A 23,775-nucleotide genomic window follows, 5' to 3' on the forward strand; every position below is an offset into this window, starting at 1 on the left:
GGTCTCAGGGCCGAATGTTCTCCAGGTCCTCGAGAAGGCTGGAGTGTGTCGGCTGCCAGCCGAGCGCGTCGCGGGTGTGGGTACTGGACGCCGGCTGGTCCATCGCGAAGATCGGGCCGAACGGGCCGAAGGTCTCCTCCGGCACCGCCTCGACCGGCAGGCCCAGCCGCCGGCCGACGACTGTCGCGATGTCGCGCACCGCGTCGCCCTCGTCGGCCACGGCGTGCCAGGCCGTTCCGGCCGGTGCCGATTCGAGGGCCAGCCGGAACAGGACCGCCGCGTCGAGGGCGTGCACGGCCGGCCAGCGCTGGGTGCCGTCGCCCGGGTAGCCGGCCACTCCGGTGCGGCGCGCTTGGTCGGTCAACAGGCCGGCGAATCCACCCCTGCCCTCGTTGTGGACCGTTCGCGGCATCCGGACGGCCGTGGCGCGCACACCGCGCGAGGCCAGTTCCAGCAGCGCGTTGACGGAACGGCCGCGGCCGCCGACGGGCCCGTCGGTCGGCAGCGGATCGGCCTCGGTGGAGGGACGGCCCGGTACCCAGGGCGTGCCCGAGACGGTGACGATCGGACGGCCGCTGCCGATGAGCTCGTTGCCCAGAGCGGCGACGGCGGCGCTCTCCTGGGCGACGGCCCGTGCGAGCCCGTCCGGGTCGCCGTAGTCGCGGCTGAACGCCAGGCTGATCACGCCATCGGACCGCGCGGCACCGGCACGCAGGACGTCGAGGTCGGTGATGTCTCCTCGCAGCGGCTCGGCCCCGGCGTTTTCGAGGGCCTGCGCGGAGGCGTCCGAGCGGGCCAGCGCGAGGACGGTGTGGTCGCTCGCGAGTAGTTCGGCGACGACGGCGGAGCCGATGGTGCCGGTACCGCCGGTGACGAAGACATGCATGAGGGCTCTCCCGACAGAGTGATGGGACTACTGTCCCATCACCGTAACAGGGTGACGGGACACCTGTCGCATCACTCTGTTACGGTGACGGCATGGCCCGATGGGAACCGGGGGCGCGGGAGCGAATGGTCGTCGCGGCCGTGGACCTCTTCACCGAGCAGGGGTTCGACGCCACCACCGTGGCGCAGATCGCCGAGCGCGCCGGAGTCACCAGGAGCACCTTCTTCCGGCACTTCTCCGACAAGCGTGAGGTCCTGGTGGCCGGGCAGGCGACACTGAGCCGGCTCCTCGCCGAAGGCATCGCGCAGGCCCCGGCGAGCGCCAGCCCGCTCGAGGCGGTGGCCGCCGGTCTCGAGCGTGCGTCGAGCGAGATGGGACCGTTGAATCGCGACCTCGGTCCCCGCCTGAAAGCCGCCGTGGCGGCCAGCGCGGAGCTTCAGGAGCGGGACGCGTTGAAGAGCATCGGTCTCGCGGCGGCCATGACAGGCGCGCTCGTCGCCCGCGGCGTTCCCGATCCGACCGCGCACCTCGCGGCCGAGATGGGCGTCCTCGCCTTCAAGCGGGGCTACGCCCGGTGGTCCGAAGCCGATCGGGATGACGCGACAGGGCTCGCCCACCATGCGCTGGCCGCCCTGGAGGACCTTCGCGCGGCCACCACGACGCTGGGCTGATCTCTCCCTCCGCCACCAGCACCGACCGAGGCCGGTTCTCTCAGTGAGGAGCCGCGACGGCGGCGGCCTGCCGCCCGGGCGCCGGGGTGGCGGACCGGGTGAGGCGGTGGGCGCCGTCCTCCACCGTGAAGCTCGCCGTGACGGTGCTCGGCGCGTTCCGTCTCGACACGTACGGCAGCGTGTGGAAGTCGGCCCGCAGCCGCTGGGCCGACAGTCGGCACACGACGTAGCCGCGCCGCTGGTCGGCGTAGGCGATGTGCGGGTTCTCCGCCAGTTCCACCGCGCGTCCAGCCGGGTCGTCGTACCCGTCGCCGTCGCTGGTGATCGAGGTGGTGACCAGCTCGACGCCGGCGCGCCGCGAGTCCGGGTCGTCGAAGTTCGTCAGCAGGTCGCTGGCGTAGTGGGCGTGGATGTCGCCGGTGAGCACGACCGGGTTGCGGGCGCCCGAGGCGACGACGTCGCCGAGCACGCGGTCGCGTTCGGCGGCGTACCCGTCCCACGTGTCGACCAGCACCTCCTTGCCGGGGCCGAGGTGGTAGTCGTGCTGCGCCATGAAGATCTGCTGGGCCAGCAGGTTCCAGCGCGCGGTCGAGGAGCGCAGACCGGCGGCGAGCCAGCGCCGCTGGTCCGGCCCGGCCAGGACGCGTCCGGTCGCCAGGCGTTCGTCGCAGTCGAGCCGGATGCCGTCGTCGCACGGCTGGTCGGCGCGGAACTGCCGGGTGTCCAGCACGTGGAAGGTCGCCAGTGATCCCCAGCCCAGCCGCCGGTACAGCTGGATGCGCGACCCGCGCGGCGTCGAGGCGCGGCGCAGCGGCATGTGCTCGTAGTACGCCCGGTACCCGGCACGCTTGCGCTCGGCGAACCCGGGCCGGTCCGAGGTGCCCGCATGGGAGCCCGCCCAGTTGTTCTCGACCTCGTGGTCGTCGTTGACCGCGATCCACGGCGCGAGCGCGTGCAGGGCCCGCAGGTCGGCGTCGGTCTTGTACTGCGCGTGCCGCCGCCGATAGTCGGTCAGGGTCTGGCAGTGGCCCTCGGTGTGCGGCCGGACGATCGCGCCGGAGGCGGCCTTGTACCCGCCCGGCGCGTACTCGTAGATGTAGTCGCCCAGGTGCACCACCAGGTCGGGCTGTTGCTCGCCCAGTCTGCGGTAGCCGGTGAAGTAGCCCTGTTCGTAGTTGGAGCACGACACGGTGGCGAACATCAGGCCGGGGGCGGTCCCCGGCGCCGGCGCCGTACGGGTCCGTCCGGTGGGGGAGAGGTACCCGCCGGTGCGGAAGCGGTAGAAGTACTCGCGTCCCGGCTGGAGACCGGCCGGTTCCACGTGGACGCTGTGCGCCCACGAGGGCCGGGCGGTGACCGTGCCCGACCGTACGACGCTGGTGAACCGCTCGTCCTCGGCGAGCTGCCACTCCACCTCGGTGTCGCGGGACGGCATGCCGCCGTGCCCGTCCTCGGCGAGGGGCCGCGGGGCGAGGCGCGTCCACAGGACCACGCCGTCCGGGGTCGGGTCGCCCGAGGCGACGCCCAGCGTGAACGGATCGCCGTGACGGCGGGGGATCCGGGGGGCCACGGCCAGTCCGGCGGCCCCGATCAGCAGGTTCCGTCGCGATAGCTGCACGTCATCCAGTTCAGGTGGCGTTTCTGCCGGTCATGGAACGGGCCTCTGACGAGGCGGACAACATCGTGTGGACGCCTCATGACACCGACTTCACTGGAGGAGTTAGAGAGATTTTTGCAATGTTACGTCTGTTTATTGCGCGAAAAGATTTGCCGTCCTACTGTGTGCTCAGCCCAACGCCGCCCCGTGCGGCGGCCGACCCCATCCCCCCGCCGGGGTTCGTCGTCAGCGCGTCCCTGGATGACTCCGGCTCTTCGCCAGAAGGGTTAAGCGATGGTGACGTCAGGTCATCCCCCCACCCCACGCCGGAAGCTCACGGCGATGGCGCTCGCCGTGACGGCCGCCCTCGGCCTCGCCGGCGGCGTGCTCGCCGCGGTCCCCGCCCTGTCCGCGCCGAGTGCCTCCGCCGCGACCACGGCCGAGACGCCGTGGTCCTTCCCCGGGCGCGGCGCGACCGTGCCGTTCACCGAGGTGGAGGCCGAGAACGCGGCCACCAACGGCACGGTCGTCGGCTCCGACCGCGTCTACACCCACCTGCCCTCGGAGGCGTCCGGCCGCCGCGCGGTCACCCTCAGCGGGTCCGGCAAGTACGTGGAGTTCACCCTCCCGAAGGCGGCCAACGCCATGTCGGTGCGCTACAGCGTGCCCGACGGCGCGAACGGCGCCGGGATCACCACCCCGGTCGACCTCATCGTGAACGGCACCAAGCTCAAGGACCTGTCCCTCACCTCGAAGTACTCCTGGTACTACGGCGGCTACCCGTTCAGCAACAACCCGGGTGACGGGAACCCGCACCACTTCTACGACGAGACCCGGACGATGTTCGGCTCGACGCTCGCCGCCGGCGCCAAGGTGCGGATCCAGACCTCCGGCAGTACGACCGCCGCGGTGACGGTGGACCTGGCCGACTTCGAGGCGGTGCCCGCGCCGATCGGGCAGCCCGCCGGGTCCCTCTCGGTGGACTCCTTCGGCGCCGCCAAGAACAGCTCCACCGACTCCACCGCCGCCTTCCAGGCCGCCGTGGACGCGGGCAAGGCGCAGAACAAGGTCGTCTACATCCCGCAGGGCACCTACACGCTCTACGGCCACGTGATCGTCGACGGGGTCACGCTCGCCGGCGCCGGACCGTGGTACAGCGTGCTCACCGGCCGCGACCCGAACAACCGCAGCCGCGCGGCCGGCATCTACGGCAAGTACGTCGCCGACGGCGGCCCCAGCCAGAACGTCACCCTGAAGGACTTCGCCATCATCGGCGAGATCACCGAGCGGGTCGACGCCGACCAGGTCAACGGCCTCGGCGGCGCGATGAGCAACTCCACCGTCGACGACCTGTGGATCCAGCACACCAAGGTCGGGGCCTGGATGGACGGCCCGATGGACCACTTCACGATCAAGAACAGCCGGATCCTGGACCAGACCGCCGACGGGGTCAACTTCCACACCGGCGTGACCAACTCGACCGTCACCAACACCTTCGTACGGAACACCGGCGACGACGGCCTGGCGAGCTGGCCCGAGAACAAGCCGAACGTGAACGACTCGTTCACGCACGACACGGTGGTCGCGCCCGTGCTGGCCAACAACATCGTGACGTACGGCGGCCGGGACTTCACCATCTCCGACAACGTCGTCTCCGACACCGTCACCAACGGCGGCGGCATCCACGTCGCCAACCGCTATCCGGGCGTCAACTCCGGCAGCGGCACCGCCGTCGCGGGCACCATCACGGTGGCGCGCAACGCCCTGCTGCGGGCCGGCAACTCCGACTACAACTGGCACTTCGGCGTCGGCGCCCTCTGGTTCGACGGGCTGAACGAGGCGATCAACGCCACGGTGAACGTCACCGACTCCGACATCATCGACAGCTCGTACGAGGCCATCCAGTTCATCGAGGGCGGCGCCACGCACACCGTCAACTTCACCAACGTCAACGTCGCCGGCACCGGGACGTACATGATCCAGGCGCAGGCGGGGGCGACCGCGACGTTCACGGGCGTCACGGCGTCCTACATCGGCGCGGGCGTCGACATCCACAACTGCGTCGGCGGCTCGTTCGCCCCGACGTACGGCAGCGGCAACTCCGGCTGGAGCCTGAGCTCCACCGTCTGCACCGGCCAGTGGCCCGACCCGAACTACATCTACCCGGGCGGTGACGGCACCACCCCGCCGCCGACCGACCCGCCGCCCACCTGCCAGCCGGGCAGCGGAAACGTGGCGCGCGGCAAGGCGGTCACCGCGAGCAGCCACACGCAGAACTACGTCGAGACGAACGCCGTCGACGGCGACGCGAACAGCTACTGGGAGAGCGCGAACAACACCTTCCCGCAGCGGATCACCGTCGACCTGTGCGCCTCGACCAGCGTCGGCCGGGTCGTGTTGAAGCTGCCGCCCTCCTCGGCCTGGGCGACGCGCACGCAGACGCTGTCGATCCTCGGCTCGGCCGACGGCTCCTCGTACACGACGCTCGCCGGCTCGCGCGGCGTCACGTTCGACCCGTCCAGCGGCAACACGGCCACGGTCTCCTTCACCGCCGCCAAGACGCGGTACGTGCGCGTGGAGATCACCGCCAACACCGGCTGGCCGGCCGGGCAGCTGTCCGAGTTCGAGGTGTACGCCTCCTAGAGACGCGTCCGGGAGGAGGACTGGACGCATCCTCCTCCCGGACGTCCGACACTCGTGAGCGCAAGCGACGTTCATTCGTGCAAGCCGTTTGCGTGCATTGGCCGTATGCTTGCGGCGTGACACGTGCACCCGGGGAAGCGAAGACGCGCCGGCTCGCCGAAGTGGCCAAGAAGGTCGGCGTCAGCGAGGCGACGGTCAGCCGGGTCCTCAACGGCAAACCCGGCGTCTCCGACGCGACGCGCGCGGCGGTCCTCACCGCCCTCGACGTCCTCGGCTACGAACGGCCGACCCAGCTCCGCGGCGAACGCGCCCGGCTCGTCGGCCTCGTCCTGCCCGAGCTCGGCAACCCGATCTTCCCGGCGCTGGCCGAAGTGATCGGGGGAGCGCTCGCCCAGCAGGGCTTCACCCCCGTCCTGTGCACCCGCACCGCCGGCGGCCTGTCCGAGGCCGACTACATCGAGATGCTGATCGAGCAGCAGGTGTCGGGCGTGGTCTTCGCGGGCGGCCACTACGCCGAGGCGAACTCCCCGCACGAGCACTACCACCGGCTGTACGAGCTGCGGCTGCCGGTCGTGCTCGTCAACGCCGCCGTCGAGGAGCTGACCTTCCCGCGCGTGTCGACCGACGACATGGTCGCGGTGGACCAGGCGTTCGGGCACCTGCTCTCGCTCGGCCACGAGCGCATCGGCCTGGTGCTCGGCCCGGAGGACCACATGCCGTCGAGGCGCAAGCTGGCCGCGTTCACCGCCGCCGCCGAGGCGGCCGGCCTCGACCTGCCCGACACGGCCGTGGAGCACGCGCTGTTCTCCCTGGAGGGCGGCCAGGCGGTCACCCGCCGGCTGATCGCGAACGGCTTCACCGCGATCATCTGCGCGAGCGACCCCCAGGCCCTGGGCGCCATCCGTGCCGTCCGCCGCGCCGGCCTGTCGGTGCCGGACGACGTGTCGGTGGTGGGCTTCGACGACTCGGCGTTCATCAACTGCACCCACCCGCCGCTGACCACGGTCCGTCAGCCGATCGAGTCCATGGGCCGCGCCGCGGTGCAGATGCTCGTGAACCAGATCGACCGCACCGCGTTCACCGCGGAGGAGCTCCTGTACGAGCCGGAACTCGTCGTCCGCGGCTCCACCGCCCCGGCCCGCGTCACCACCGCCTGACCGAGCACCCCGGGTGTACTAGACGGCCGGCGGGCCCTGCTCGACGCGGGCGAGCGTCGGAGCGAGGCGGTCGAGGTCGTCGCGGTCCATGCGCTGCCGTTCGTCCCACCAGGTGACGCCCGCCTCGATCAGCGGTCCGAGCACCTCGGACGCCTCGCCCGGACGGGTGGGGCTGACACCGCCGACCACGATCTCGAAGGGCTCCGTCGCCGGCCTGCCCTGCCGTGCCTCGCGCTCCTCGCGAACGTAGGCGACCAGGTCGCGCACCTCGTCGACCGGCGGGGCATGGCCGTGCGTGGCGGAGATGAACAAGGGCGCCGCCCCGTCGTACCGCGCCGCGCGTCGCATCGGACGACGGCGTGGCCAGAACCCGGCGATCCAGATCGGCGGACGGGGGCGCTGCACCGGAGCGGGCAGCAGGGCGACGTCCTCCGCCCGATAGTGGCGCCCCTGGTGGGTGACGGGTTCGCCCGTCCAGTAACGCTCCAGCAGATCCAGGCCCTCATCCAGGCGCTCGGCGAGGACGCGCGGGTCGGTGGGCTCACCGAAGCCGGCGAAGTCGTCCCGATCGCCCAGCCCGACGCCGAAGATGACCCGCCCGCCGCTCAGGTTGTCCAGAGTGGCGACCTGCCGGGCGAGCTGCTGCGGCCGGCGCCGGGCGACCGGAGTGACCATCGTGCCGAGCCTGATCCGCGTGGTGGCCAGCGCCGCCGCGGTCAGCAGCATCCACGGGTCGCCGAACGGACGCCGGCGGCGGTCGTGGGTGAGGTGGTCCCAGACGAACAGGGCGTCCCAGCCCGCCTGCTCCGCCGCCACGGCCACCGACGCCACCGTCCGCGGGTCGGCGAAGTCCCCGAAGTTCGGAATGTTGATCGAAGTGCGCACCCCGGAATGCTGCGCCTCCAGCATCACGATCCTGTCACGACGCTCCGACCGGCCGGGCATCCCCGTTCGGCGGCCAGTGATCCACGTCACTGGATCCCCGCAGGTAGGTGGTCGTGACGCGAGTTCCGTGCCCCGCGAACAGCGCCACGAGGCGAGCGTTGTTCAGTTTTTTCATCTATATGACTGTGTCTTGCTCTCTCCTGCCCGTCTCTGTATCTTCCTGGCAACACGTCAGGTTGCCGGCCTTCGGGGTGCCGCTCAGGAGGGAAGTCCATTGAAGAGAGCACGTCGTCTCGCGGCCGTGGTGGCCGGAGTGACCGCGCTGGCCAGCGTCGCCGCGTGTGGCAGCGGCAGTGGCAACGGCGACAAGGGCGGCTCCGCCGCCGACGTCGGACCGCTCGACCCGAACACCAAGGTGTCGATCACCGTCGGCTGTCAGCCGCCGAAGAGCTCCAAGGCGCTGCGCAAGGAGTGGGACAACGACGTCGCCGCGTTCGAGAAGCTGCATCCGAACATCACGATCGTGAGCAAGGACGCGTTCCCCTGCGAGGATCCCAAGACGTTCACCGCCAAGCTGGCCGGCGGCCAGATGGAGAACGTCTACTACGTCTACCTCACCGACGCGAAGAACATCATCGAGAACGGCCAGGCGGCCGACATCACCAAGTACGTCTCCGGCGTCAAGAACTACCAGTACCTGCAGCCGCAGCTGCTCAACGTCTTCAAGGGCGGCGGCCGGCTCTGGGGCCTGCCCAAGACGAACTACTCGATGGGCCTGCTCTACAACCGCAAGCTCTTCCAGCAGGCCGGGCTCAACCCGGACCAGCCGCCTGCCACCTGGGACGAGGTGCGCGCGGACGCCAAGAAGATCGCGGCCCTCGGCAACGGCATCGTCGGGTACGCCGACTACAGCGCGAACAACCAGGGCGGCTGGCACTTCACCGCGGAGATGTACTCCCAGGGCGGTGACATCGTGACGCCGGACGGCAAGAAGGCGGCGTTCAACAGCCCGCAGGGCCACGCCGTGCTGCAGAACCTCCAGCAGATGCGCTGGACCGACAACAGCATGGGCAGCAAGCAGCTCCTGCAGATCGCCGACGTCCAGCCGATGATGGCCTCCGGCAAGCTCGGCATGTACCTGTCCGCGCCGGACAACATCCCCACCATCAAGGACCAGTTCCAGGGCAAGTTCGAGGACTACGGCCTGGCCCCGATGCCGGGCGCCCAGGGCACCCTGATCGGCGGCGACGGCTACATGTTCAACCGCAAGGACACCCCGGACCAGATCAAGGCCGGCATCCTCTGGCTGGAGTTCGAGAACCTCACGCCGGGCAAGGGCCAGTTCGACTGGGCGCAGAAGAACGCCGACAAGCAGCCGGTCGGCCTGCCGCAGCCCAACATCTTCACCGGTCCGCCCGCGGCCGAGGAGCTCCAGGTCCGCACCCAGAACGCCAACCTGCCGGTGCAGAACTACAAGGCCTTCGCCGACGGCGACCCGAAGGTGAAGTACCGCCTCGAGCCGCCGCAGGCCCAGCAGATCTACGCGGTCCTGGACGGCGTCGTCTCGTCGGTGCTGACGAACCGGAACGCCGACATCAACAGCCTGCTCTCCAAGGCGGAGACCAAGGTCAACGGCATCCTCGCCAACGCCGACTGACAGAGCCGCGGGGGCCGGTCACCGTGCGGACCGGCCCCCGCACCAAGGCTTTGCGCACGACGGACCGGCCCGTACGAGCGGGAGAAACGGAGACACATGGACATCTCGCTGTCGAGAGGTACGCGGTGGAGCGCGAGAGCACGCCGCGGACGTGGCGTGCGGCGCAACCTGACCGCGTACGGGTTCCTGTGCGCCGCTCTCGTGTGCTTCGCGCTGTTCTCCTGGTATCCGATCGTGCGCGAGGTCATCCTCAGCTTCCAGAAGACCAACTTCATCGGCGAGACCAAGTGGGTCGGCCTGAAGAACTTCCACCGGATCTTCCAGGACCCGTCGTTCAGCGCCGCGTGGAAGAACACCGCGATCTTCACGCTGCTCGCGCTCATCTGCGGGTACGCGGTGCCGTTCGTGACCGCCCTGCTGCTGAACGAGCTGCGGCACGCGCGCGGCTACCTGCGGTTCGTGGTGTACCTGCCGGTCATGCTGCCGCCGGCCGTGTCGGTGCTGCTGTTCAAGTGGTTCTACAACCCCGGTCCCGGCCTGTTCAACGAGATCCTGCGGTTCGTCCACCTGCCCACGCTCGCCTGGCTCGACTCGAGCAAGACCGCGCTGATCTCGCTGGTCATCGTCGCGACGTGGACGAACATGGGCAGCGGCACGCTGATCTACCTCGCCGCGCTGCAGACCGTGCCGGCCGAGCTGTACGAGGCGGCGGAGCTCGACGGCGCCGGGCTGCTGCGCCGGATCCGGCACATCACCATCCCGCAGACCAAACTGATCCTCCTGGTGATGCTCCTGCTGCAGATCATCGCGACGATGCAGGTGTTCATCGAACCGTTCCTGCTCACCGGGGGCGGCCCGGACAACGCGACCGTGAGCGTCGTCTACCTCATGTACCAGTACGCCTTCAACTTCAACAACTACGGCGGCGGCGGGGCCCTCGGCCTCATGCTGATGCTCGTCCTCGTCGTCTTCTCCGCCGTCTACCTGCGGCTCTCCCGTGATGACCGGGACAGCCGGCCCGCCCGGGTCTGAGGTTGGGAGCCTCGATGTCGAACGTCCTGGACCGTCCGGTCCGTACGACGCACGCCCGCCCCGCCGTACGGCGGGCCCGCTCACCGCGGCGGGCGGATACGGGCCCGCGAACGCTCGTCTCGCCGCACAGCCTGCGGACCCGTCGCGGGCGGGTGATCTACTGGACCGTGCTCACCCTCACCGTCGTGGTGTTCACGCTGGTCTTCGTCTTCCCGCTGTACTGGATGGTCACCGGGGCGATGAAGTCGTCCGGTGAGCTGGTCCGGATGCCGCCGAGCGTCTTCCCCGAGCATCCGCACCCGGGGGTGTACGAGAAGGCCTGGCAACAGATGGACCTGGGCCGCTACCTGCTCAACACCTTCATCTACGCCCTGGGCGCCTGGCTCATCCAGGTCGCCGTGGACGTCTGCGCGGCGTTCGCGCTGTCCAAGCTGCGGCCGATCTTCGGGAACGTCGTGCTCGGCGGGATGCTGCTGACGCTGATGATCCCGCCGACCGTGCTGCTGCTGCCCGCCTACCTGACCGTACGCGACCTGCCGATCCTGCACCTGAACCTGCTCAACACGCCGTGGGCGATCTGGCTGCCGGCCGCCGCCAACGGGTTCAACATCTTCCTGCTCAAACGGTTCTTCGACTCCATCCCGTCGGAGCTGCTCGAGGCCGCCGCGATCGACGGGGCCTCCGCGCCACGCATGCTGTGGTCGATCATTCTCCCGGTCTCCCGGCCGATCCTCGGCGTCGTGTCCATCTTCGCCGTGGTGAACGTCTGGAAGGATTTCGTCTGGCCGCTGCTGGTGATGCCCGACACGAACCGGATGCCGGTCAGTGTCGCCATCTCCCAGCTGTCCCAGGAGATGCCGCAGAACGTACTCATCGCCGCGCTGGTGATCGCGAGCATTCCCGCGGTCGTCGTCTTCTTCGTCTTCCAGCGCAACATCATGGCCGGCCTCACCGCCGGCGGCCTCAAGGGCTGATCCGCCCTGGCGGGTCCGAGTGCGTCCCTCGGCCGAACCACGGATCGAACCACGACACGTCGTCTCGAAGGAGTAGCGCAGCATGCAAGAAGCGTGGTGGCGGGGAGCCGCGATCTACCAGGTCTACCTGCGGAGCTTCGCCGACGGCAACGGCGACGGCCTTGGTGACCTCGCCGGGCTGCGCGGCCGCCTGGACTACCTGTCCAAGCTCGGCATCGACGCCATCTGGCTCAACCCGTGGTACCCCTCACCGATGTCCGACGGCGGCTACGACGTCGCGGACTACCGCAGCATCGAGCCCATCTTCGGCACCCTCGCCGAGGCCGAGAAGCTGATCCAGGAGGCGCACGAGCGCGACATCAAGATCATCATCGACGTCGTGCCGAACCACTCCTCGGACCAGAGCGCGTGGTTCCAGGAGGCGCTCGCGGCCGGGCCCGGCTCGGCGGCGCGGGAGCGGTTCTGGTTCCGGCCCGGCCGCGAGGTGGACGGCGGTCCGCCCAACGACTGGCAGTCCATCTTCGGCGGTCCCGCGTGGACGCGCGTGCCGGACGGCGAGTGGTACCTCCACCTGTTCGCCCCGGAGCAGCCCGACTTCAACTGGAACAGCCCGGCCGTACAGGAGGAGTTCCTCGACGTGCTGCGGTTCTGGCTCGACCGGGGCGTGGACGGCGTGCGCATCGACTCGGCGGCCGTCCTCATCAAGGACCCCGACGCCGAGCCGGACGGCCTGGACCCCTACACCGACCGCGACGGCGTGCACGAGATCTACCGCGAGTGGCGGCGCGTCTCCGACACCTACCCCGGCCGGTTCCTGATCGGCGAGGTCTGGCTGCCGGACCAGGAGCGGTTCGCCCGCTACCTGCGCCCGGACGAACTGCACACGGCCTTCAACTTCGACTTCCTGTCCTGCCCGTGGGACCCGGCCGCGCTGCGCCGGGTGATCGACGACACGCTCGCCACGCACACGCCGATCGGCGCGCCGCCCACCTGGGTGCTGTCCAACCACGACGTGACCCGGCCCGTCACCCGGTACGGCCGCCCGGACACCTCCTTCGACCACGGCGACCGCAAGCACGGCATGACCTCCGACCGTGACCTCGGCGTACGGCGGGCGCGCGCGGCGGCCCTGCTGGCCATGGCGCTGCCCGGCGGCGTCTACGTCTACCAGGGCGAGGAGCTGGGCCTGCCCGAGGTCGAGGACATCCCCGACGCCCTGTTGCAGGACCCCATCTGGGCGCGGTCGGGCCACACCGACCGGGGGCGCGACGGCTGCCGCGTGCCGCTGCCCTGGGCCGGCGACGCACCGCCGTACGGCTATGGCGGCGAGCCGTGGCTGCCGCAGCCCGCGGACTGGGGACCGCTGACGGTCGAGGCGCAGGAGCCGGACCCGTCCTCGATGCTCAACCTCTACCGGACGGCACTGCGGATCCGCCGGGACAAGCTCGGCGACGGCACGCTGACGTGGCTTCCGCTGGGCGAGGACGTGCTCGCCTTCACCCGCGACTCGGGCCTGACCTGCGTGGTCAACCTGGGCCGCGAACCGGTGCGCCTGCCGGAGCACCAGCAGATCTGCCTGGCCAGCGGCGCGGTCGACGGCGGCCTGCTGCCCTCCGACACGGCGGTCTGGCTGCTCTGACACCGATCCGTACGCGCCTGCCGCCCGGTGGCGGCGGTCAGGCGTCCGGTACGGCCAGGTGGCGAGGGTTGGCGACCGTGAGCTTGTCGGTCACCGTGGCGCGTACGGCGGCGACCACCTCGTCCATCCGGTCGTCCAGGTCGCCCGCGCGGATGGCGCGTGCCAGGTCGGCGTCGTCGCGGCGGCCGAGCGCCGCCAGGCGGTCGTGGTGCGCGGCGCGGTGAGCATCGCCCAGCAGGAGCTCCCGCTGGGCGATGCCCAGCGCGGACCTGGCCACCAGGGCGTGGAAGCGCATCCGCTCGTCGCCGTCGGCGATCACCTCGTCGGTGAGGAACCCCCGTACCGCCTCGATCAGGTCCAGGGCGCCGGGCCGGTCGTGCGGTGGCGTGGCCGGGCCGGGCGGGCGCTCGGTGAGCGGGTCGGGGACCTCGCTCGGCTCGGTCAGGCCGAGGGCGAGCAGCAGGTCGTGTTCCTGTTCGCAGACCCGGCGGCCCAGGGCGGCCAGCTCGACCGAGCGCTCCGCGCCGGACAGGTGGCGCTCGGCCTGCTGCCGGCACAGCACCGCCCAGCGCAGGGTTCCGTACGTCTCCCACCAGCGCAGTGTCTCGGCGGACGGGACCGTGCCGCCGCCCTCGGCGTACCCGGCCAGGAGTTCGGCGCGGGACCCGAAGCCGCCCGCCGGGTGCGTTGAGCCGAACCGCCACGCCTTCACGCACAGCCAGCCGAGGTCCTCCGCCGGGTCGCCGCGGTGCGTCAGCTCCCAGTCCAGGACGCCGCGGACGCCCTCGGGCGTGACCATGAGGTTGCCGGTGCGGAAGTCGCCGTGCACCACGGCGTCCCCGCCGGGCGGCGGACGGTCGCGGGCGAGCCGGCGCAACGCGAGTTCGATCGCCGGGCGCGGCTCGGCGAAGGCCTCGTACATGGCGACGATCTGCGCCAGCGGGTCGCCGCCGGGCAGGTCGGCGATCTCGCCGGGCGGCAGCGCGTGGATGCGGGCGAGGATCCGCCCGAGCTCACGCGCCAGGCCGGGCCGTACGCCGGCGAACCGCGCGTCGCGCAGGAGACGGCGCGGGATCGTCTCCCCGTCGAGGCGTTCCATGATCAGATACGGCGAGCCGACGGTGCCCGCGCCGTCGCCGTGGTCGACCAGCCGGGCCACCGGGACGCCGCCGCGCGCCGCGACGGTCAGGGCGGCGGCCTCGCGGGCCATCTCCCGCGGCTGCGGGGCGGCCGGCGGGTCGCGGCGCAGCACCAGCGGCTCGCCGTCCGCCTCGAACGCCCAGGTCTCCCGGCTGGCCCCGCCCGAAAGCCGCTGCAACCCGGTCACGTCCACCGGCCGGCCGCGGACCTGCGTGAGGCGGGCGGCGAGCCGTCCGGCGAGGCTCACCCCTTCGCCTCTCGCGCCGCGCGGCGGGCGGCGGCGTGGGCGCGCAGCGCGTCGGTGGCGCGCGAGTCGGCGTACTCCTCGATCCGGGTGATGCGCCCGCCGTCGACCGTGACGAACAGGCACGCGGGCACCTGGATCGCCGTGCCGTCGGGGAGCCGGCCGCGCAGCACGTGCCGCTGGACGTAGCCGTGCGCGGCCGGGTCGCGCCGGATCTCCTCGTAGCGGAAGTCGTGCAGGTTGCGGGCCAGCCAGCGCAGGGTCCGGAGGTTCTCCTCGACGGTCTGCTCGGTCGCGTCGCCGTTGTGCCAGATCCGCGCGTCCGGGGCGTACAGCCGGCGCAGTGCCTCGGTGTCGCCGGTCGTGATCGCGGTGACGAATCCGGCGGCGAGCTTCTCGTGGTCCGGGTGCACGGCGGCTCCTTCAGATGAGGCGATCCAGTCCCAGCGCGCGGACGGTGAGCGCGTCGAGGGTGTCCAGGAAACGTTCGGTGTCGTCACCCTCGCCCTGGACGAGCCGCAGGTAGAGGGAGTGGTCGACCATCGCGGCGAGCGCGCGTGCGGCCAGGTCGGCGTCCAGGCCCGCGTCGACCAGGCCCTCGCTCTGCCAGCGGCGGATCGCGCGGGCCGAGCGGCCGGTCGCGCTGGCGCGGTGCCGCCGCCGCATCTCGCGGAACTCCTCGTTGAACGTGGCGACCTGCTCGATGATCGCCATCATCCGGGCGTTGCGCAGGTAGGCCGTGTAGTAGGAGCGGTTGGCGCGGCTCACGCGGTCCCGCGGGGAGGCGTCCGGGCCGAGCGGCAGGCGGTCGCGCCCGGTCATGTCGGCGAAGATCCGGTCGGCGACCTCCCGGAGGACGGCCTCCTTGGAGTCGAAGTAGGTGTAGAAGGTGCCGTACGCGGCGCCGGCGCGCTCGGTGATGTGGCGGACCCGCGTGTCGAGGAAGCCCATCTCCTCGAATACCTCGCGGGCGGCCTGGATCAGCCGTTCCCGCGTGCGCACGCCGCGCTCGGTCAGCGCCGTCGTGCTCTCTTCCGCCATCGTCTTCCGCCTTCCGCCCGGGTCCGCAGCCTCAAGGTCTTGACAGTACGGCGTCGGCGGACCAATGATGCGGAGAAGTTGACCTGACTGTCAAGTCAACTTTTGGCGGTGGAGGGTCCTCATGAGCGATGCCGTGCCGGACATGCGAGAACTCGGGAGCAAGGTCAGCAACTGGGGCCGCTGGGGCGCGGACGACCAGCGCGGCGCGACGAACCTCATCACGCCCGAGCGGGTACGCGCCGCCGCGGGACTGGTCCGGCGAGGCGACATCTTCGACCTCGGCATCCCCCTGGACTCGGACGGACCCCAGCCCGGCGGGGCGCGGATCAATCCGATCCGGCTGATGTCGGAGAACGGCCAGGAACAGGTGCTGCCCGGCGGCTACCGGTGGGCCGACGACTACGTCTTCATGCCGCTCCAGGCCGCCTCGCAGTACGACGGGCTCGCCCACGTCCACTACGACGACCGGCTCTACAACGGTCACCCGGGCGACAGCGTCACCGTCAAGGGCGCGGCGTTCAACGGCATCGAGCACCAGGCGCGGGGCATCGCCGGCCGCGCGGTGCTGCTGGACATCGCGCGCCTGAAGGGCGTCGACTGGCTCCCGGCGGGCACCGCGATCACTCCGGAGGACCTCGACGCGGCCTGCGAGGCGCACGGCGTGACCGTCGGGCCGGGCGACATCCTGCTGTTCCGCACCGGCTACCGGCGCAAGTTCCTCACCGAGCGGGACCCGGCCTCGTTCATGGCGGGAGAGCCGGGCCTGGGCCTGGCCACCGCGCAGTGGCTGCGCGACCGCGACGTCGCCGTGGTCGGCTCGGACAACTGGGGGATCGAGGTGCTGCCCGGCGAACGCGAGGGCGCGCTGTTCGAGCTGCACATGGTGCTCATCCGCGACATGGGCCTGACCCTGGCCGAGCTGCTCGACCTGGAGGAACTCGCCGAGGACTGCGCCGCGGACGGCGTCCACGAGTTCTTCTACGCCGGGCCGCCGCTGAAGTTCACCCGCGGCATCGGCACCCCGATCAACCCCCTCGCGATCAAGTAGGGCGACACCGATGCTCATCAGCGACGTCATCGAGTTCCCCGCGCGCCGGCACCCGGCGCGGGTCGCGCTGCGGTTCGAGGAGCAGAGCATCACCTACGCCGAGCTGCGCGACCGCGTACGGCGGCTGGCGAACGCCCTGCGCACCGTCGCCGCACCGGGGGACCGGGTGGCCGTGCTGTCCGGCACGCGGCCGGAGTACGTCGAGGCCTACTACGGCGTGCCCATGGCCGGCATGGCGCTGACCTTCCTCAACCACCGCCTGCACCCGGCCGAGATCGCCGCGATCGTGGACCATGCGCAGGCCGCCGTGCTCATCGTGAGCGGCGAGTACCTGGACACCATGCGCGACCTGCGCGAGTCCATGCCCACCGTCAAGACCCTCGTCGGCCTCGACGGTGGTGGCGACGTCGCGTACGCCGACCTGGTGGCCGGCGCCGACGCGTCCGAGCCGCCGCGGGCGGACGAGGACTCCCTCGCCTGGCTGGTGTACACGAGCGGCACCACCGGCCGGCCCAAGGGCGCGATGCTCAGCCACCGGGCGCTGACCACCGGCGTCACCGGCTCGGCGCTGCACTGGGAGCTGCCCGACGAGACCGTCTTCCTGTTCTGCTTCCCGCTGTGCCACGTCGGCGGCTACGCCCTCGTGGTCCACCACCTGCGCGGCGCCACGGTCGGGCTGATGCGGTCCTATGACAACGAGACGTTCCTGCGGCTGGTCCAGGAGTGGCGGGTGACCCAGACCGGGCTCGCCCCCGCGATGATCGCCTTCCTGCTGCGCCACCCCGGCATCGAGCGGTACGACCTGGGCACTCTGGAGGCCATCGGCTACGGAGCGTCGGCCATCCCGGCCGAGGTGCTGCGGGAGGGCCTCGCCCGCCTGCGCTGCGACTTCTACCAGGGCATGGGCATGACCGAGCTGGGCGGCAACGTCCTGCACTTCGGCCGCGCCGACCACCGCCGCGCCGCCGCCGGGGAGACGCACCTGCTGGCCGCCGCCGGCCGCCCGATGCACCTCGCCGAGCTGCGCGTCGTGGACGAGGACGGCGCCGACGTCCCGGCCGGTGAGCCCGGCGAGATGGTGATCCGCGGCGACCAGGTGATGTCCGGGTACTGGCGCGAGCCCGAGCTGACCGAGGAGAGCTTCCGCGACGGCTGGTTCCGTACCGGCGACATCGTGCGCCGGGACGAGGAGGGCTTCGTCTACATCGTCGACCGGATGAAGGACATGATCATTACGGGCGGGGAGAACGTCGCCTCCCGCGAGGTCGAGGAGGTCATCCACCGCCATCCCGCCGTGGCCGAGGTCGCGGTCGTCGGCGTGCCCGACCCGGCATGGGGCGAACGCGTCTGCGCGGTGGTCGCGCTGCGGCCGGACGCGCACGCCACCGCCGAGGACATCACGGCCGTGTGCCGCGAGCACCTCGGCGGCTACAAGGTGCCCCGGCGGGTCGAGTTCGTGCCCGCGCTGCCGCGCAACGTCGCCGGGAAGATTCTCAAACGCGAGGTGCGCACGCGCCTCGCCTCCACCCCAGAGGAGTGAGTGAGCATGGCCGGAAGGAACCCCGAGTTCGAGCTGGGCGGAATCAACCATCTCGCCCTGGTGTGCTCGGACATGCGGCAGACGATCGACTTCTACTCCGGCGTCCTCGGCATGCCGCTGATCAAGACGATTGAGCTGCCGGGCGGCATGGGCCAGCACTTCTTCTTCGACTGCGGCGGCGGCGACTGCGTGGCGTTCTTCTGGTTCCCCGACGCGCCCGACGGCGTGCCGGGGATCTCGGCGCCGCCCGGCCGGCCCGAGCAGGGCGACCTGCTGAGCGCGGTCGGCTCGATGAACCACGTGGCCTTCACCGTGCCGCCCGAGCGCTTCGAGGAGTACCGCCGCCGGCTCAAGGCCAAGGGTGTCACGGTCAGCCCGATCCTCAACCACGACGACAGCCCGGCCGGGATCGCCCGCGAGATGTACGACGGCGTGTTCGTCCGGTCCTTCTACTTCCAGGACCCCGACGGCATCCTCCTGGAGTTCGCCTGCTGGACCCGGGAGTTCACCGACGCCGACGTCTCCCACACGCCCAGGACGGCGGCCGACCGCCGTACGCCCACGCACGCCTGACCCGGAGGACTCATGCCCCGCCTGCGAGAGGTACCCCGCGCCGAGGTCACCGACGAGCGGATCCTGTTCTTCTACGACCGCCTGTTCGGCCCCGACCGCGACCCTGCCGTCGACCACGGCACCGCGACCGGCTCACCCGGTGACTGGTGGACCGTCTTCGCCCAGTCCCCGGAGGTGTTCCGGCACGCCGTACGCGGCTTCGCGCTCTACCGCGACGCGAAGCTCGACCCGCTGCTGCGCGAGCTCGGCCAGTCGCGGGCCGGCTGGGCGCGCGGCAGCCGGTTCGTCTTCTCCCAGCACTGCAAGCAGCTGCGCGCGCTGGGCGTGCCGGAGGAGAAGGTCCAGGCCGTCGCGTACTGGCAGACCGCCGGCTGCTTCTCCGAGCTGGAACGCGCGGTGCTCGCCTACACCGACGGTCTCGTGCTCGACGGCGGCCGGGTGCACGACGAGATCTTCGCGGTGCTGAGGAGACATCTCAGCGACGAGGAGATCCTCCTGCTCACCTACATCACCTGCCTGTACGACATGCACGCGACGATGGCGAAGGTGCTGCGGCTGGAGTTCGACGACGTGGAGGAGCCCGTCGTCGAGGTGGCCGCGCCCGAGGGGTACGGCTCGCGCGACATCGCCGACGACATCGCCGGAGACGGCCGATGACGTTCGAGGTGCCCGAGCGCGTCCGGCCGGTGCGCGACGCCGTGTACGCCTTCATGACCGAGCGGGTCGAGCCCGCCGAGCCGGTCCTTGTCGGCGGCGGCGCGGCCGCCGCCGACAAGCTCCGCGAGCTGCGAGGCGAGGCCAAGGACGCCGGGCTGTGGGCACTCGGGCACCCGGCCGAACTGGGCGGCGGCGGCCTGCCGTTCCTGGACTACGTGTTCGTCAACGAGGTGCAGGGCCGCAGCGAGTGGGGCCAGCTCGCCCTCGGCACGTTCACCCTCCAGGACTCCCTCATGCTGCACGAGTACGCCGACGCGCGCTGGCGCGAGCGGTACCTGGCGCCGATGGTGGCGGGGGAGGTGTCGCCGAGCTTCGCGATGACCGAGCCGGACGTCGCCGGCTCCGACCCGACCGGCCTGCGCACCACGGCCGAGCTGGACGGCGACGAGTGGGTCATCCGGGGCCGCAAGTGGTTCACCACCGGTGCCGCGGCCGCCGCGTACACGACGGTCATGTGCCGTACGGAGCCGGAGGGCACGCCGCCGCACCGGGCGTTCAGCATGATCATCGTGCCGACCGACACACCCGGGTACCGGATCGTGCGCGACCTTCCCGTGCTCGGCCTCGCCGGCGGTCACTACGAGGTCGCCTACGAGGACGTGCGCGTGCCGGCGAGCAACCTGCTCGGCCCGCGCGGGGAAGGATTCCGCATCGCGCAGCGGCGGCTCGGCCCCGGCCGCATCTTCCACTGCATGCGCTGGCTCGGCCAGGCGCAGCGCGCCTTCGACCTGCTCTGCGAACGACTGAACTCCCGCAGCGCCTTCGGCGGACCGCTCGCGGACAAGCAGCTCATGCAGCGGCACGTGTTCGAGTCCTACGCCGAGATCCAGTCCGCGCGGCTGCTCACGCTCCAGGCCGCGCACCGGATCGACGCCGGCGACGAGGCACGCGTCGAGATCTCCGTGATCAAGGTCGTCGGCGCGCGGATGCTGCACAACGTCATCGACCGGGCCATCCAGGCGTACGGCGCGGCGGGCCTCACCGACGACCTGCCGCTGTCCCGGATGTACCGGCACGCACGCGAGGCACGCCTGTACGACGGCCCGGACGAGGTGCACACGCAGAGCGCGGCACGCCGCGTCCTGCGCGAGTACCGGAACGGCGGCAACTGGGAGTTCGGCCTCCGCTGAGTTCTACCGGAAGGACAAGAAGGCATGCCGACCGATTCGTCCGCCTCCGCCGGGCCGCTCGCCGACCTTCGCGTCGTGGAGATGGCCCAGCTCATCGCGGGCCCGTTCTGCGGGCAGCTCCTCGGCGACTTCGGCGCCGAGGTGATCAAGCTGGAGCCGCCGGGCACGGGCGACCCGATGCGGCAGTGGGGCCGGGAGAAGCCGCACGGCCGCTCCCTGTGGTGGCCGATCATCGCGCGCAACAAGAAGTCGGTGACCTGCGACCTGCGGACCCCCGAGGGACAGGACCTGGCCCGGCGTCTCATCGAGCGGGCCGACATCGTCGTGGAGAACCTCCGGCCCGGCACGCTCGAACGCTGGGGCCTCGGCTTCGACCGGCTGCGCGAGACCAACCCCGACCTGGTCATGGTGCGGGTGACCGGATTCGGGCAGACCGGCCCGTACGCGCCCCGCGCCGGGTACGGCTCGATCGGCGAGGCGATGGGCGGACTGCGGCACGTCACCGGCGACCCCGGCAGCCCGCCCTCGCGGACGGGGATCTCCCTCGGCGACTCACTCGCCGGCCTGTTCGCCGCGCTCGGCGCGCTCGCCGCCGTGAACGGCCGCCGGCGGACCGGCCGGGGCCAGGTCGTCGACTCGGCCATCTACGAGGCGGTACTCGCGATGATGGAGTCACTCCTGCCCGAGTGGGAGGTCGCCGGCTACCAGCGCGAGCGCACCGGACCGGTGTTGCCGAACGTCGCGCCCAGCAACGTCTACCCCGCCAAGGACGGTGAGATGGTGCTGATCGCGGCCAACCAGGACACGGTCTTCAAACGGTTGGCCGCCGTGATGGACCACCCGGAACTGTCCACCGACGACCGCTACGCCACGCACGCCGCACGTGGCCACAACATGACGGAACTGGACGAACTGATCTCCGGGTGGACCGCGAACTTCGGCGTGGAGGAACTACTCGCACGACTGCACGACGGAGGAGTACCGGCGGGCCGCATCTACACCGCCCGCGACATGTTCGCCGACCCCCACTTCGCCGCCCGCGAGGCCATCATCCGTCTCGTCCACCCGGAGCTGGGAGAACTCCCGATGCACAACGTCTTTCCCCGCCTCGGCGAGACGCCCGGTACCGTACGCGCGCTCGGCCCGCTGCTCGGCGAGCACAACACCGAGATCTACGGCGACCTGCTGGGCCTGGGCGAGAAGGAGCGCGCCGCCCTGGCCGAACGCGGCGTCATCTGAGCCGTACCTGCTGGGTGTCGATGTCCGCGTCGCGCTGGGCGAACGCGGTGTGATCCGAAGCGTGTTGGATGTCCGGCATGAGCATGCTGGACTACGACCGCGAAGCCGATCATTACGACGCGACCCGCGGCGGGGACGCCAGAGCCGCGTCGGCGGCCGCCGCGGTGCTGGCCTTGTTGCCGTACGACACCGCGCGGCTGGCCGACCTCGCATGCGGTACCGGGATCGTCACCGCCCGCCTCGGGGGACCGGGTCGGCGGGTCATCGGAGTCGATCTCTCCGCGGGGATGGCCCGTGTCGCCGCGGCGCGACTGCCCCACCGGATCACGATCGGCGATGTGACCAGGCTTCCACTGGCCGACGCGTCGCTGGACGCCGTGGTGATGATCTGGCTCCTCCACCTGATGAACGGACCGGCCGGCGCCGCGGCCCTGGCGGAGGCCGCACGCGTGCTGCGGCCTGGCGGGTCACTGCTCACGACGGTGGACAAGAACGCCGCGGTCTTCGCCGTCGGCGGCGACACCACCGCACTGGTCAAGCCCGTGCGCGCGGCCTACGCGGCACCGGAGACGGACGCCACCGGCCGCGTGACCGACCTGGTCAGCAGGCTCGGCCTGACGGTGACCGCTCAGACCGAGTTCATCGGGACCGGGCAGGGGCGAACCCCACGCCAGTGGCGCGAACGGCTCCTGGGCGGTGCGTTCGCCTGGGCCGAGGCCGCCGGTGACGACCTGACCGCCCTGTGCGAGCGGCTCGAGGCACTTCCGGACCAGGACCGGCCGCGCGCGGATCCCGTCTATCGCCTCATCCGGCTCACGAAGAGCTGATAACCGGCCCACCGCGGACTCCTCTCACCAGGCCCCGCATCCTTCTTGGCGGGTTTCCTCGGTGGGGCGCTGACTTGGTGGGGGAGGTCGCGGGCCGACCCGGTAGCCGGTGTCGACTTCGACTTTCACCGTGGGGTGCAGTCGGAGTTGCTCTTCGATGCCCTCGGTCCGGACCTGGGTGACGTCGGGCATCCGTCCAGGGCGCACCGCACCGAGCCACAGGTCGAGGCGCAGCGTGACCCCTTCGGCCTCGGCGTAGGCGAACACGTCCTCCAACGTACGCAGCCGCAGACCGGGCCGGTCCGGGACAGCAAACCCTCAATGCGCTCGGGAGTCGTCGCCATAACTGCAGGCGGCCCCAAGGGGGCTGATCGCGGGGCCTCAGCGCAGTGCGACCTCGCCCGAGTGGACGGCACGCATGGCACGCTCAACAGTCTCTTGGCTTTCGCCGACCGGAGCCACGTAGCCGATGACGTCGCGCGCGGCATCCTCCCCGAGCATTCGGGTGATCACCCACGTGGCGAGATACTGGGACGCCAGGCAACCGCCCGCCGTAGCGATGTTCCCCTCGGCGTAGAACGGCGCGTCCAGCACAGTGACGCCACAGGCTTCGACAAAGGGCCGGCTCTTGATGTCCGTGCAAGCTGGCATGCCACCCAGCAGCCCGAGGCGAGCCAGCACCAGCGCGCCAGAGCACTGTGAACCGATCAGCTGTCGCGAAGGGTCGAGCGACAACATGGAAAGCAGCCGGTCGTCGGCGACCACGTCGCGTGTCTTCACTCCGCTACCGATCAACACGACGCTGGCCTCGGTCACGAACTCCATCGGGCGCTGCCCAGTCACCTCGACGCCGTTCATCGACGTGACCACCGGCGTTGGCGTTGTGATGAAGGACTCCAAGCCATCCTTACGACACCGGTTGATCAGCGCGGAAGCAATGAAGCTGTCGAGCTCGTTGAACCCGTCGAAGGTGACCACGGCTACCTGCATCACAACTCCTTCATGTACGGGATCAGATGCCCAGTCTCCCTGGCGCGCCGTTCCAGGTCGAGAGCCGATCAGCGGCTGACGACATGCCTGCCGGCGCTCTTCGCTTCGAGCTCCGAGCCTGAGCGCCGTACTTACTGTCCCAACC

Annotated in this window: 22 protein-coding genes; 14 read left to right on the top strand and 8 right to left on the bottom strand. The window is 70.9% G+C overall.

Features of this window, described 5'->3' with window-relative positions:
* Positions 1–4: 4 nt before the first annotated feature.
* A complete protein-coding gene (locus QSK37_RS31470) occupies positions 5–886 on the bottom strand; it encodes an SDR family oxidoreductase (protein ID WP_285628484.1) in 882 nt (293 codons plus the stop codon).
* A gap of 125 nt (positions 887–1,011) precedes the next feature.
* Here QSK37_RS31470 and QSK37_RS31475 point away from each other — a divergent pair, with 125 nt between their 5' ends.
* Positions 1,012–1,557 (top strand): TetR/AcrR family transcriptional regulator, encoded by a 546-nt coding sequence (locus QSK37_RS31475; RefSeq protein ID WP_285581549.1) that lies wholly within the window; start codon positions 1,012–1,014, stop codon positions 1,555–1,557.
* Between the two features lie 40 nt (positions 1,558–1,597).
* Here the strand turns inward: QSK37_RS31475 and QSK37_RS31480 are convergent, their stop codons facing one another.
* The gene (locus QSK37_RS31480) at positions 1,598–3,175 is read right to left on the bottom strand and encodes an alkaline phosphatase D family protein (RefSeq protein ID WP_285628487.1); all 1,578 of its coding nucleotides are present in this window, start codon (positions 3,173–3,175) and stop codon (positions 1,598–1,600) included.
* A 321-nt stretch (positions 3,176–3,496) separates the two neighbouring features.
* Between QSK37_RS31480 and QSK37_RS31485 the strand changes: the two genes are divergently transcribed.
* Positions 3,497–5,797: a discoidin domain-containing protein gene (locus tag QSK37_RS31485; RefSeq protein ID WP_285628490.1), complete on the top strand. Its 2,301-nt coding sequence runs from the start codon at positions 3,497–3,499 to the stop codon at positions 5,795–5,797.
* Positions 5,798–5,913: 116 nt separating this feature from the next.
* A complete protein-coding gene (locus QSK37_RS31490; protein ID WP_285628492.1) occupies positions 5,914–6,954 on the top strand; it encodes a LacI family DNA-binding transcriptional regulator in 1,041 nt (346 codons plus the stop codon).
* Between the two features lie 18 nt (positions 6,955–6,972).
* Here the strand turns inward: QSK37_RS31490 and QSK37_RS31495 are convergent, their stop codons facing one another.
* Positions 6,973–7,839 carry an LLM class flavin-dependent oxidoreductase gene (locus QSK37_RS31495; RefSeq protein ID WP_285628495.1) on the bottom strand — a complete coding sequence of 289 codons (867 nt, stop codon included), beginning with the start codon at positions 7,837–7,839 and terminating at the stop codon, positions 6,973–6,975.
* Positions 7,840–8,113: 274 nt separating this feature from the next.
* Here QSK37_RS31495 and QSK37_RS31500 point away from each other — a divergent pair, with 274 nt between their 5' ends.
* The 4 genes from QSK37_RS31500 (at position 8,114) to QSK37_RS31515 (ending at position 13,141) form a co-directional block, all read left to right on the top strand.
* Positions 8,114–9,496, top strand: coding sequence for an ABC transporter substrate-binding protein (locus tag QSK37_RS31500; RefSeq protein ID WP_285628498.1), 1,383 nt, complete (start codon positions 8,114–8,116; stop codon positions 9,494–9,496).
* Positions 9,497–9,652: 156 nt separating this feature from the next.
* A complete protein-coding gene (locus tag QSK37_RS31505) occupies positions 9,653–10,528 on the top strand; it encodes a carbohydrate ABC transporter permease (RefSeq protein ID WP_285628501.1) in 876 nt (291 codons plus the stop codon).
* A gap of 14 nt (positions 10,529–10,542) precedes the next feature.
* Positions 10,543–11,502, top strand: a complete 960-nt coding sequence (locus tag QSK37_RS31510) for a carbohydrate ABC transporter permease (protein ID WP_285628504.1) — start codon at positions 10,543–10,545, stop codon at positions 11,500–11,502.
* 82 nt (positions 11,503–11,584) lie between these two features.
* Entirely contained in the window at positions 11,585–13,141 is a 1,557-nt protein-coding gene (locus tag QSK37_RS31515) for a glycoside hydrolase family 13 protein (RefSeq protein WP_285628507.1), read from the top strand.
* A 37-nt stretch (positions 13,142–13,178) separates the two neighbouring features.
* Here QSK37_RS31515 and QSK37_RS31520 read toward each other — a convergent pair whose 3' ends face one another.
* The 3 genes from QSK37_RS31520 to QSK37_RS31530 are packed head-to-tail and all read right to left on the bottom strand — an operon-like array spanning position 13,179 to position 15,566.
* On the bottom strand, positions 13,179–14,528 hold the full coding sequence (locus QSK37_RS31520; protein ID WP_285628509.1) for a phosphotransferase family protein: 1,350 nt from the start codon (positions 14,526–14,528) through the stop codon (positions 13,179–13,181).
* Positions 14,525–14,938 (bottom strand): nuclear transport factor 2 family protein, encoded by a 414-nt coding sequence (locus QSK37_RS31525; RefSeq protein WP_285581568.1) that lies wholly within the window; start codon positions 14,936–14,938, stop codon positions 14,525–14,527. The genes QSK37_RS31520 and QSK37_RS31525 overlap by 4 nt, the downstream gene beginning before the upstream one ends.
* 10 nt (positions 14,939–14,948) lie before the next feature.
* Positions 14,949–15,566 carry a TetR/AcrR family transcriptional regulator gene (locus QSK37_RS31530; RefSeq protein WP_285628512.1) on the bottom strand — a complete coding sequence of 206 codons (618 nt, stop codon included), beginning with the start codon at positions 15,564–15,566 and terminating at the stop codon, positions 14,949–14,951.
* Positions 15,567–15,687: 121 nt separating this feature from the next.
* On the opposite strand from QSK37_RS31530, the gene QSK37_RS31535 reads away from it, so the two are divergent.
* The 7 genes from QSK37_RS31535 to QSK37_RS31565 all read left to right on the top strand — a co-directional run bounded on the left by QSK37_RS31535 (position 15,688) and on the right by QSK37_RS31565 (position 22,640).
* Positions 15,688–16,614, top strand: coding sequence for a cyclase family protein (locus QSK37_RS31535; protein ID WP_285628515.1), 927 nt, complete (start codon positions 15,688–15,690; stop codon positions 16,612–16,614).
* A gap of 10 nt (positions 16,615–16,624) precedes the next feature.
* Positions 16,625–18,154, top strand: a complete 1,530-nt coding sequence (locus QSK37_RS31540; RefSeq protein WP_285628517.1) for a class I adenylate-forming enzyme family protein — start codon at positions 16,625–16,627, stop codon at positions 18,152–18,154.
* Positions 18,155–18,160: 6 nt separating this feature from the next.
* A complete protein-coding gene (locus tag QSK37_RS31545; RefSeq protein ID WP_285581576.1) occupies positions 18,161–18,727 on the top strand; it encodes a VOC family protein in 567 nt (188 codons plus the stop codon).
* A gap of 12 nt (positions 18,728–18,739) precedes the next feature.
* Entirely contained in the window at positions 18,740–19,384 is a 645-nt protein-coding gene (locus QSK37_RS31550; protein WP_285628519.1) for a carboxymuconolactone decarboxylase family protein, read from the top strand.
* Positions 19,381–20,574: an acyl-CoA dehydrogenase family protein gene (locus QSK37_RS31555; RefSeq protein ID WP_285628521.1), complete on the top strand. Its 1,194-nt coding sequence runs from the start codon at positions 19,381–19,383 to the stop codon at positions 20,572–20,574. Before QSK37_RS31550 ends, QSK37_RS31555 begins: the two co-directional genes overlap by 4 nt.
* Positions 20,575–20,598: 24 nt before the next feature.
* Positions 20,599–21,813 (top strand): CaiB/BaiF CoA transferase family protein, encoded by a 1,215-nt coding sequence (locus tag QSK37_RS31560; RefSeq protein WP_285628524.1) that lies wholly within the window; start codon positions 20,599–20,601, stop codon positions 21,811–21,813.
* Positions 21,814–21,890: 77 nt separating this feature from the next.
* Entirely contained in the window at positions 21,891–22,640 is a 750-nt protein-coding gene (locus QSK37_RS31565; protein ID WP_285628527.1) for a class I SAM-dependent methyltransferase, read from the top strand.
* Positions 22,641–22,664: 24 nt separating this feature from the next.
* Here the strand turns inward: QSK37_RS31565 and QSK37_RS31570 are convergent, their stop codons facing one another.
* Positions 22,665–22,907, bottom strand: coding sequence for a hypothetical protein (locus QSK37_RS31570; protein WP_285628530.1), 243 nt, complete (start codon positions 22,905–22,907; stop codon positions 22,665–22,667).
* Between the two features lie 114 nt (positions 22,908–23,021).
* The gene (locus tag QSK37_RS31575) at positions 23,022–23,630 is read right to left on the bottom strand and encodes a DJ-1/PfpI family protein (protein ID WP_285628533.1); all 609 of its coding nucleotides are present in this window, start codon (positions 23,628–23,630) and stop codon (positions 23,022–23,024) included.
* Positions 23,631–23,775 lie beyond the last annotated feature (145 nt).

The sequence above is a fragment of the Actinoallomurus iriomotensis genome (assembly GCF_030269445.1).
Classification (GTDB): domain Bacteria; phylum Actinomycetota; class Actinomycetes; order Streptosporangiales; family Streptosporangiaceae; genus Actinoallomurus; species Actinoallomurus iriomotensis.

What these genes read in the sequence shown, in the direction of transcription:
- QSK37_RS31470 (WP_285628484.1), bottom strand. Translation starts at nt 886, where the DNA reads ATGCATGTCTTCGTCACCGGCGGTACCGGCACCATCGGCTCCGCCGTC.
- QSK37_RS31475 (WP_285581549.1), top strand. Translation starts at nt 1,012, where the DNA reads ATGGTCGTCGCGGCCGTGGACCTCTTCACCGAGCAGGGGTTCGACGCC.
- QSK37_RS31485 (WP_285628490.1), top strand. Translation starts at nt 3,497, where the DNA reads ATGGCGCTCGCCGTGACGGCCGCCCTCGGCCTCGCCGGCGGCGTGCTC.
- QSK37_RS31510 (WP_285628504.1), top strand. Translation starts at nt 10,543, where the DNA reads ATGTCGAACGTCCTGGACCGTCCGGTCCGTACGACGCACGCCCGCCCC.
- QSK37_RS31515 (WP_285628507.1), top strand. Translation starts at nt 11,585, where the DNA reads ATGCAAGAAGCGTGGTGGCGGGGAGCCGCGATCTACCAGGTCTACCTG.
- QSK37_RS31530 (WP_285628512.1), bottom strand. Translation starts at nt 15,566, where the DNA reads ATGGCGGAAGAGAGCACGACGGCGCTGACCGAGCGCGGCGTGCGCACG.
- QSK37_RS31535 (WP_285628515.1), top strand. Translation starts at nt 15,688, where the DNA reads ATGAGCGATGCCGTGCCGGACATGCGAGAACTCGGGAGCAAGGTCAGC.
- QSK37_RS31540 (WP_285628517.1), top strand. Translation starts at nt 16,625, where the DNA reads ATGCTCATCAGCGACGTCATCGAGTTCCCCGCGCGCCGGCACCCGGCG.
- QSK37_RS31545 (WP_285581576.1), top strand. Translation starts at nt 18,161, where the DNA reads ATGGCCGGAAGGAACCCCGAGTTCGAGCTGGGCGGAATCAACCATCTC.
- QSK37_RS31550 (WP_285628519.1), top strand. Translation starts at nt 18,740, where the DNA reads ATGCCCCGCCTGCGAGAGGTACCCCGCGCCGAGGTCACCGACGAGCGG.
- QSK37_RS31555 (WP_285628521.1), top strand. Translation starts at nt 19,381, where the DNA reads ATGACGTTCGAGGTGCCCGAGCGCGTCCGGCCGGTGCGCGACGCCGTG.
- QSK37_RS31560 (WP_285628524.1), top strand. Translation starts at nt 20,599, where the DNA reads ATGCCGACCGATTCGTCCGCCTCCGCCGGGCCGCTCGCCGACCTTCGC.
- QSK37_RS31565 (WP_285628527.1), top strand. Translation starts at nt 21,891, where the DNA reads ATGAGCATGCTGGACTACGACCGCGAAGCCGATCATTACGACGCGACC.
- QSK37_RS31575 (WP_285628533.1), bottom strand. Translation starts at nt 23,630, where the DNA reads ATGCAGGTAGCCGTGGTCACCTTCGACGGGTTCAACGAGCTCGACAGC.